The organism is Mycobacterium sp., assembly GCF_019247615.1.
Classification (GTDB): domain Bacteria; phylum Actinomycetota; class Actinomycetes; order Mycobacteriales; family Mycobacteriaceae; genus Mycobacterium.
This window is the reverse complement of sequence record NZ_JAFBAT010000055.1, coordinates 1-8,925: the sequence shown is the minus strand read 5'-3', so window position 1 is coordinate 8,925 and position 8,925 is coordinate 1. Positions and strand designations below refer to the sequence as shown.

The 8,925-nt window shown below is 66.3% G+C and carries 9 protein-coding genes and 1 pseudogene; 2 read left to right on the top strand and 8 right to left on the bottom strand.

The window, feature by feature from the left end; genetic code table 11:
• Positions 1-896, bottom strand: an 896-nt coding sequence (locus JO059_RS03690) for an enoyl-CoA hydratase/isomerase family protein (protein WP_293314765.1), incomplete at its 3' end; no start/stop codon positions are given.
• 4 nt (positions 897-900) lie between these two features.
• Positions 901-2,121, bottom strand: coding sequence for an acetyl-CoA C-acetyltransferase (locus JO059_RS03685; protein ID WP_293314764.1), 1,221 nt, complete (start codon positions 2,119-2,121; stop codon positions 901-903).
• Positions 2,122-2,315: 194 nt separating this feature from the next.
• Here JO059_RS03685 and JO059_RS03680 point away from each other — a divergent pair, with 194 nt between their 5' ends.
• Positions 2,316-3,527, top strand: a complete 1,212-nt coding sequence (locus JO059_RS03680) for a pyridoxal phosphate-dependent aminotransferase (RefSeq protein ID WP_293314763.1) — start codon at positions 2,316-2,318, stop codon at positions 3,525-3,527.
• Here JO059_RS03680 and JO059_RS03675 read toward each other — a convergent pair.
• The 4 genes from JO059_RS03675 to JO059_RS03660 are packed head-to-tail and all read right to left on the bottom strand — an operon-like array spanning position 3,524 to position 6,121.
• Entirely contained in the window at positions 3,524-3,976 is a 453-nt protein-coding gene (locus tag JO059_RS03675) for an SRPBCC family protein (RefSeq protein WP_293314762.1), read from the bottom strand. The genes JO059_RS03680 and JO059_RS03675 overlap by 4 nt on opposite strands.
• A gap of 48 nt (positions 3,977-4,024) precedes the next feature.
• Positions 4,025-4,480 (bottom strand): SRPBCC family protein, encoded by a 456-nt coding sequence (locus JO059_RS03670; RefSeq protein WP_293314761.1) that lies wholly within the window; start codon positions 4,478-4,480, stop codon positions 4,025-4,027.
• A gap of 56 nt (positions 4,481-4,536) precedes the next feature.
• On the bottom strand, positions 4,537-5,670 hold the full coding sequence (locus tag JO059_RS03665; RefSeq protein WP_293314760.1) for a CaiB/BaiF CoA-transferase family protein: 1,134 nt from the start codon (positions 5,668-5,670) through the stop codon (positions 4,537-4,539).
• A 7-nt stretch (positions 5,671-5,677) separates the two neighbouring features.
• Positions 5,678-6,121 (bottom strand): SRPBCC family protein, encoded by a 444-nt coding sequence (locus JO059_RS03660; protein ID WP_293314759.1) that lies wholly within the window; start codon positions 6,119-6,121, stop codon positions 5,678-5,680.
• A gap of 58 nt (positions 6,122-6,179) precedes the next feature.
• On the opposite strand from JO059_RS03660, the gene JO059_RS03655 reads away from it, so the two are divergent.
• The gene (locus JO059_RS03655) at positions 6,180-7,883 is read left to right on the top strand and encodes an alpha-keto acid decarboxylase family protein (RefSeq protein ID WP_293314758.1); all 1,704 of its coding nucleotides are present in this window, start codon (positions 6,180-6,182) and stop codon (positions 7,881-7,883) included.
• Positions 7,884-7,886: 3 nt separating this feature from the next.
• On the opposite strand, the gene JO059_RS03650 is transcribed toward JO059_RS03655, so the two are convergent.
• Entirely contained in the window at positions 7,887-8,507 is a 621-nt protein-coding gene (locus JO059_RS03650) for a fatty-acid--CoA ligase (protein WP_293314757.1), read from the bottom strand.
• Positions 8,504-8,925, bottom strand: a pseudogene (locus JO059_RS03645) (AMP-binding protein); the annotation flags it as partial. The pseudogene JO059_RS03645 and the gene JO059_RS03650, both read right to left, overlap by 4 nt.

Sequence of the window (8,925 nt, the reverse complement as noted above, 5' to 3'; positions counted from 1 at the left end):
AAGAACGCCTGGATCATGTTCTTGGCCACCTGACCGGTGACCAGTTTCGCGAAGTAACGGCTCTCGACGCGGGTCGCGGTGTCGAAGTCGACCTGTGCGCCCTCGACAGCGGCGGCCAGGATTGCCCTGGGAGCCGGCATCGGCGCGCCCTTGAGCTGCTTGCGCAGCAACGACGGGAACGACGGCAGCACGGCCGCCAGCCCCGGCGATGACGGGGTGCCGCCGGGCATCTTGTAACCCTTTTTGTCCCAAGGCTGTTCGTGGGAGTCCGGGTTGGCTTTGATCCAAGCCTTCGCCGCCGGCACCAACTCCTCGACCGTCGGCACGACCTCGTCAACCAGGCCGATCTCCTTGGCCTTGGCCGGCTTGAACCGGGTGCCCTGCGACAGGATGTTGACGAAAGCGTCTTGAATACCGAACATCCGCACGGTGCGGGTCACTCCGCCGCCACCGGGCAACAGGCCCAGCGTCACCTCGGGCAGCCCGAGCTGGCTGCCCTTCACGTCGGCCGCGATCCGGTGATGACACGCCAGGGCGATCTCCAGCCCACCACCCAGCGCGGCGCCGTTGATGGCGGCAACCACGGGCTTGCCCAGCGTCTCCAGGGTGCGCAGCTGCTTCTTGACCGTCTCCACGGTGTCAAACGACTGCCCGGCGTCCTCCGGGCCGGCCTGGATCATCGCGGTGAGGTCGCCGCCGGCGAAGAACGTCTTCTTCGCGCTGGTGATCACGACGCCCGTGATCGAATCCTTCTCGGCCACAAGGCGGTCCACTGCTTTGCCCATTGACTCGATGTAGGCCTCGTTCATGACGTTGGCCGACCCGGACGGGTCGTCCAGGGTCAGCGTGACGATGCCGTCGGCGTCCTTATCCCACTGAATCGTGTTGTCGGCCATGCGTTTAAACCCTCTCGATGATCGTCGCGACACCCATGCCGCCGCCGATGCACAGCGTCACCAATGCGCGCCGGGCGTTACGGCGCTCCAATTCGTCGACCATGGTCCCCAGGATCATTGCGCCGGTGGCGCCCAGCGGGTGGCCCATCGCGATGGCGCCGCCGTTGACGTTGAGCTTCTCGTCGGGGATGTTGAGGTCCTTCTGGAACTTCAGCACCACGGACGCGAACGCCTCGTTGAGCTCGAACAGGTCGATGTCGTCGACGGTCAGCCCGGCCCGGTCGAGCACCTTTCGCGTCGCGGGTGTGGGACCGGTCAACATGATGACCGGGTCGGCCCCGCTGGTGGCGGTCGCAACGATGCGCGCCCGCGGCGTCATGTTGGCGGCGGCTCCGGACTTTTCCGAGCCGATCATGACCAGGGCCGCCCCGTCGACGATGCCCGAGCTGTTGCCGCCCGTGTGCACGTGGTTGATCTTCTCGACCCAGTGGTACTTCTGCAGCGCGACGTCGTCGAAACCGCCCATCGCGGCAAGGCCCTCGAAGGCCGGCTTCAGCTTGGCAAGACCCTCGATGGTGGTGTCGGGCCGCATGTGTTCGTCGTGGTCGAGGATCAGCAAGCCGTTCTGGTCACGGACGGGCACCACGGACTTGGCGAAGTAGCCGCCCGACCACGCCTCGGCCGCTTTCTGCTGACTGCGCAGGGCGTAGGCGTCGACGTCTTCGCGCGAGAAGCCCTCAATGGTGGCGATCAGGTCGGCGCCGATGCCCTGCGGAACAAACATGACTTCGTAGTTGGTGTCCGGATCCAGGCCCATGGCCCCGCCGTCGGATCCCATCGGGACGCGGCTCATCGACTCCACGCCGCCGGCCAGCACCAGGTCGTCCCAGCCGGACCGCACCTTCTGGGCGGCGGTGTTCACGGCCTCCAGACCGGAGGCGCAGAACCGGTTGAGCTGGACGCCGCCGGCGGTCACCGGCATGCCGGAGGCCAGTACAGCGGCGCGGGCGATGTCGCCGCCCTGGTCGCCGACGGGTGACACACAGCCCAGGATGACGTCGCTGATCAGGTTTTCGTCGAGGTCGGGAAAGCGCTTGCGCAGCTCGTCTATCAGCCCCACTACCAGGTTCAGCGGCTTGACTTCGTGCAGCGCTCCGTTTTTCTGCTTCCCGCGGGGGGTGCGGATGGCCTCGTAGACAAAAGCTTCTGTGGCTTCTTCGGACATGTCGACTTCCTGTTCACCAATGGGATTCGTATCCGGGTACCAGCACCCTAACAGGGGGCCCGGCCAACCTGTTGGTTGGGCGGTCCTGCCGGCGCCCTGCCGGCGCGGCCGGCTACACGCTTGCGCCCGAGTGCGCGGCTCGCTTCACACTCGGCGGGACGGCCAACGCAACACGCGCCCTAAGCTCGTCCACCATGACGGTGTCGCGACTGCGGCCGTACACCACCACGGTGTTCGCCGAGATGTCGGCCTTGGCCGCGCGGATCGGTGCGGTGAACCTCGGGCAGGGTTTTCCCGACGAAGACGGCCCCCCGGCCTTGCTCAAGGCCGCGCAGGAGGCCATCGCTCAGGGCGTCAATCAATATCCCCCGGGGATAGGCATCGCGCCGCTGCGCCAGGCCATCGCCGCGCAGCGCCGCCGGCATTTCGGTGTCGAGTACGACCCGGACACCGAGGTGCTGGTGACGGTCGGGGCCACCGAAGCCATCGCTGCCGCGATGATCGGTCTCGTCGAGCCCGGATCGGAGGTCGTCCTGATCGAACCCTTCTACGACTCCTATTCGCCGGTCGTGGCGATGGCCGGCGCGAATCGGGTGGCGGTGGCGCTGGTGCCCGACGGGCGCGGCTTTGCCCTGGACACCGACGCCTTGCGGCGGGCGGTCACCACGCGGACCCGCGCGCTGATCGTCAACTCACCGCACAACCCGACCGGGATGGTGCTCAGCGCGACCGAGCTGGCGGCCATCGCGGAGATCGCGGTGGCCGCCGACCTCCTGGTGATCACCGATGAGGTGTACGAACACCTGGTGTACCCGTCCCCCGAAGGCAGCAAAGACATCAGTCATCTGCCGCTGGCCGGCTTCGACGGCATGGCCGAGCGCACGATCACCATTTCCAGCGCGGCCAAGATGTTCAACTGCACCGGCTGGAAAATCGGGTGGGCTTGCGGCCCAGCGGAACTCATAACCGGTGTGCGTGCGGCCAAGCAGTATCTGAGCTACGTCGGGGGCGCGCCCTTCCAGCCGGCGGTGGCCCTCGCGCTCGACACCGAAGACGCCTGGGTAGCTCAGCTTCGCCGCTCCTTGCAGGCCAGACGGGATCGGCTCGCCGCGGGGCTGACGGAGATCGGCTTTGCGGTGCACGACAGCGACGGCAGTTACTTCCTGTGCGCCGACCCTCGCCCGCTCGGCTACGACGACAGCACCGCGTTCTGCGCGACGCTGCCCGAGCGGGTCGGCGTCGCAGCCATCCCGATGTCGGCGTTTTGCCAACCGGGGTCAACGCATGCCGGGGAACACGCCAAGGTATGGAAGCACTTGGTGCGCTTCACTTTCTGCAAACGTCAGGACACCCTCGATGAGGCGGTCCGGCGACTGGGCGCACTGCGCGGCGGCGTGGCCACTTAGGCCGGGCCGTTGCCCGCGGAGCCCATAACGCGCTGCCGCAGTCCCTCGAGCGCGGCGTGCAGGATCTTCTTACGGGCCCGATTGACCCAGAACTCGGGCAGCGGCGCAGACGGCTCGACCGTTATCGCGAATCGAACCCGGGTCTTGCCGTCGCCTTCCCGGCTCAGGTTGTACTCCCCGTGCTGGCCGTGCTGCTGGACGGTCTTCTGGGCGTCCCACACCATCCAGTCCGGCCCCCAATGGTATTCGAGCAATTCCGTGTCGTGGATGCCGGTCACCGCGATGGTGACCTTCACGTGGTGTGGTCGCCCGTCGGGGTGTTTATCGATAACTTCGACGCGTTTGTGCACCGAGGACCATGACGGCACGGCGTCCATGTCGGCGAGCGCCTCCATGATTACCTCCGGGGGCGCGTCAATGACGATTTCCGACGACGCTTGTACGGCCACTGCTACAAAATTAACAATGCAGTCCCGTGTAAATGCAAGACACGGCGGTTATTCCGCCTTGTCGGTGTCGGGTCCGCCCATCACGAGGTCGCTCAGCCCCTTCACCGCGGCATCGAGCACGCTTTCGGTCGCCCGCCTGACGACGAAACCGGGAATGGGACCCGCCGGTTCGACTGTGATGTCGAAACGTACTCGGGTCTTGTCGACACCCTCGGGTTTGAGGTTGTACTCGACGTGCTGGCCATGCTGCTGGGCCGTCCCTTTGGCGTCCCAGACCATCCAATCGGGACCCCAGTGATATTCGAGCACCTCCCGGTCGACGAGCCCGAGAATCCGGATGGTGGCCTTCACGTGGTGAGGACGGCCGTCGGGGTAACGGTCGATCACTTCCATCTGTTTGTGCATCGGCGACCAAGCCGACAAGAGACCGACATCGGTCAGCGCCTCCATGACCACAGATGGCGGCGCGTCAACGACAAATTCCCGAGATGCTTTTACGGCCACTAAAAGACAACCTAGCAATGCCGCTTCGTGCGCGGATGTTGTTCACCGAACAATGGCTACCAGCCTATATCGCCGAGCGGTGTCGTGGTCGACGGCGGCGGCCCGACCGGACCGGCCGGCGTGCGCGAGAAGCGCGGTGCCGGGGCCGCCTGATCGACACCGTGGGCGGTGATCACCGTCGAACGCGACCGCAGATGACCGGCCGCGGCGGCCTCCCCCCACGTCAGTACGGGAGTGACACACGCATCGGTGCCCGCGAAAATCCGTGCCCAGTCGTCTCGGGTCCGGCCGGCGAACCGACTGGCGAAGATCTCGTACATCCTTGGATACGAGCCGATGTCGAGCTGGCGGGGCACCTCGTCGGGCGACAGCCCGAGGCCCGTCAACAACGCCGCGAAGAATTGCGGTTCGATGGCGCCGACGGCCACGTACCTGGCATCGGAGGTCTCGTAGCACCGGTAGAACGGGGCGCCGCCGTCGAGTAAAAAGGATTCCCGCTCGTCGCGCAGCGCGCCGGTCGACTTCATGGTCCACATCATCTGTGCGAGCAGACTGACGCCGTCGACCATCGCGGCGTCGATCACCTGACCCTTTCCCGAACGTTCCCGCTCGTAAAGGGCCGCGACGATGCCCAGCAGCACCAGCATCGAACCGCCGCCGAAGTCGGCCACCAGGTTGAGCGGCGGCATGGGTGGCCGATCGCGATAACCCAGGGCCGACAGCACCCCAGTCTGCGACAGATAGTTGATGTCATGGCCCGCGGTGGCGGCCAACGGCCCGTCCTGTCCCCAGCCGGTGATGCGGGCGAAGATCAGCCGCGGATTTACCGCGGCGCAGTCGTCGGGACCGATGCCGAGGCGCTCGCAGGTGCCCGGCCAGAAGCAGTCCAACAGCACGTCGGCCTTGGCGGCCAGTTCCAGCAAAGCCCGCGGCTGCGTCTTCGCGTCGAGGTCGACGATCCGCTTGCCGCGATGCAGCAGGTCGCGGTCCTCGGACGGCATGGTGAGGCCGCCCCGATGGCGGCGACCCGCTTCGCCCGGCTTCGCCGCGCTCGCGATCACCGCGCCGGGCCGGCGTACCCGCACCACATCGGCACCCAAATCGGCGAGAAGCATCCCGGCGTGCGGCCCCGGTCCGATGCCCCCCAGTTCGATGACCTTCGCCCCGGTCAGCGGCCCGCCGTCAGTCACCGGAAACCTATTGGCCCTTCTTGACCTCGAGCACCCGCTTGCGCAGCCCGTCCGTGTTGAGCTCCATAATCCCCTTGATCGCACGCTTCAGCACAAAGCCGGGCAGCGGCACGAGTGGGTCCAGCGCCAGATCGAACTTCGTCCGCGTCTTGTCGCCTTGCGGGGTAAGCGTGTAGGCGCCTTCTTGATTGCGGGACGCTTTCCCGCTCTCCTGCGTCCACGAGACGCCGTCGTCGCGCCAGTCGTAAGCCAGCACAACCTCGTCGGTGACCCCGGTCGTCTTGACCTTCATCTTGGCGCGCCGCGGTCGACCCTCCGGGTCGCGTTCGAGCACCTCGGCGCTTTGATGAATCGACGACCACTCGGGCATTGCCTCGACGTCGGCGACAACGTCGAGGATCTCCTTCGGGTTCGCTTCGATGACCACTTCGCGGGATTCCTTGACTGCCATGGGACGGACCATAGCGCGGCGGCGTGTCGGCCGGAACTGTTTCGACGAGCGTACCGTCATGCTTGTGACCGATCCCCTCGCCAGCGTTGCCGAGCCGGTCTACACCGTCGGTGACTATTTGTTGGACCGCCTCGCCGAACTCGGCGTCTCCGAGATCTTCGGCGTTCCCGGCGACTACAACCTGGCTTTCCTGGACCACATCGTCGCCCACCCCATCATCCGCTGGGTGGGCAGCGCCAACGAGCTCAACGCGGGTTACGCGGCCGACGGCTACGGTCGGTTGCGCGGAATGGCAGCTGTGGTAACAACATTCGGCGTAGGCGAACTCTCGGCGGCCAACGCGATCGCGGGCAGCTACGCCGAGCACGTACCCGTGGTGCACATTGTCGGCGGCCCCTCCAAGGACGCGCAGGGCGCCCGGCGGGCGCTGCACCATTCGCTCGGCGACGGGGACTTCGAGCGTTTTTTCCGGATCAGCCGCGAAATCACCTGTGCGCAAGCAAATCTCATGCCCGCGACAGCCTGCCGAGAGATCGACCGAGTGCTCAGCGAGGTGCGGGAGCAGAAGCGGCCGGGCTACATACTGCTGTCCACCGACGTGGCGCGCTTCCCCACCGAGCCGCCGGCAGACCCGTTGCCCCGCTACACCGGCGGCACCAGTCCGCGGGCGCTGTCGCTGTTCAGCGAGGCCGCGGCCGAACTGATCGGCGACCACCAGTTGACGGTGCTGGCGGACTTGCTGGTCCATCGACTGCAGGCCGTGAAAGAGCTCGAGGCGTTGCTGGCCGCCGACGTGGTGCCGCACGCCACGTTGATGTGGGGCAAGAGCCTGCTCGACGAGAGCTCGCCGAACTTCCTGGGCATCTATGCGGGTGCGGCTAGCGCCGAATGGGTGCGGGCGGCGATCGAGGAGGCCCCGGTGCTGGTGACGGCTGGGGTGGTGTTCACCGATATGGTCAGCGGCTTCTTCAGTCAGCGGATCGACCCGTCCCGGACCATCGACGTCGCGCAATACCAAAGCAGCGTGGCCGGCGAGGTCTTCGCGCCGCTGGAGATGGGCGCCGCGCTGGAGGCGCTGGCCACGATCCTGGTGCGACGCGGAATCAGTTCGCCGCCCGTTGCGTCGCCGCCGGCCGAGCCCCTGCCGCCGGCGCCGGCGCGCGATCAACCGCTGACCCAGCGGATGGTGTGGGACCGGCTGTGCGTGGCGCTCACCCCGGGAAACGTGGTCCTCGCAGATCAGGGAACGTCGTTCTATGGCATGGCAGATCACCGGCTGCCGCACGGAGTCACCTTCATCGGTCAACCACTCTGGGGCTCAATCGGTTACACACTGCCGGCGGCCGTCGGCGCCGGGGTCGCGCATCCGGACCGCAGGACGGTATTGCTGATCGGCGACGGGGCCGCGCAGCTGACCGTACAGGAGCTCGGCGTTTTCTCGCGCGAAGCGTTGTCCCCGGTCATCGTGGTGGTCAACAACGACGGCTACACCGTCGAACGGGCGATCCACGGAGAGACGGCGCCCTACAACGACATCGTGGCCTGGTGCTGGACCGATGTTCCAAAAGCGCTGGGGGTCGCCAATCACCTGGTGTTCCGCGCGCAGAACTACGGCGAACTGGACGACGCGTTGACCGCCGCCGCGGATCATCAGGACCGCATGGTGTTCGTCGAGGTGCTCTTGCCGCGGCTGGAAATCCCTCCCTTGCTCGGCCAACTTGTCGGATCAATGTCACCACCGGAAAGCGCCCGCCGCCGTTGAGCTTTAGGTCTCGATGCGCATCATGTCGAAGAACTGGCCGACGAACAGCGGCGGGTAGGCGCCCATTCCCGCCCGGGGCATCCATTGCGCCGCTGCGTCGGGGTGCTCGATCCACCGCCGGGCGCCGTCCTCGTCGGCGAACTCCTGCAGGATCAAGACCTCGTGGTCATCATCGAAAGCCTGGAATACCCACGTCTTTTGGACGCCGGCCGCCGTAAATCTGTCCATTGCCGAGCGGACCTCCGCGGTGAGGGTCGACACGTCGTCGACCGACGTGATCGCGGCTACCACCACGCCCGGCGCTCCCGGCGCCGACGGTTGCACAACGAATCTGTCGACGATTTCGCCGGCAAAGACGGCGGGAATGTCCTCGACGCCCACGGCGTCGAACCAGTCGAAGAAGACCCGGGAGCGCAGCAGTTTCACGATGGGCTCGCGGCTGTGCACTCCGATCATCACCAGCACGCGCCCGTAGTCGTGGGTCGATGTGTAAACCAGAACGTGGTGGGCGCCGATGTCGGCGAGCGCCGATTTCCTGCGTTCGAGCAGTGGCCACACCTGCGTCGGATCGGGGATGCGATAGTCGGATGCGATCACCATCGAATGAATGTCGCCGGTAGTCAACGAAGTTGGTCCTTCATCACTTTGCCGGTGGCGTTGAGCGGCAGCTCGTCGAGGAACTCGATGGACCTCGGTGCTTTGAATCCGGCCATTCGTCCCCGGCACCAGGCAAGCAGGTCATGCTCGGAGACATGGGTTTTCGGCACCACGAACGCCTTGCCCACCTGGCCCAGGCGCTCGTCGGGGACTCCGATCACGGCGGCCTGCGCCACCGCGGGGTGCTCGAGCAGGAACCCCTCGATCTCGGCCGGGTAGGCGTTGAACCCGCCCACGATGAACATGTCCTTCTTGCGGCCCACGACGCGCAGGCGGCCTGAGTCGTCGAGGTTGCCGAGATCCCCGGTGTGCAGCCAGCCGTCGGCATCGATCGCTTCGGCGGTGGCGACGGGATCGTCCAGATATCCCTGCATGACGTTGTACC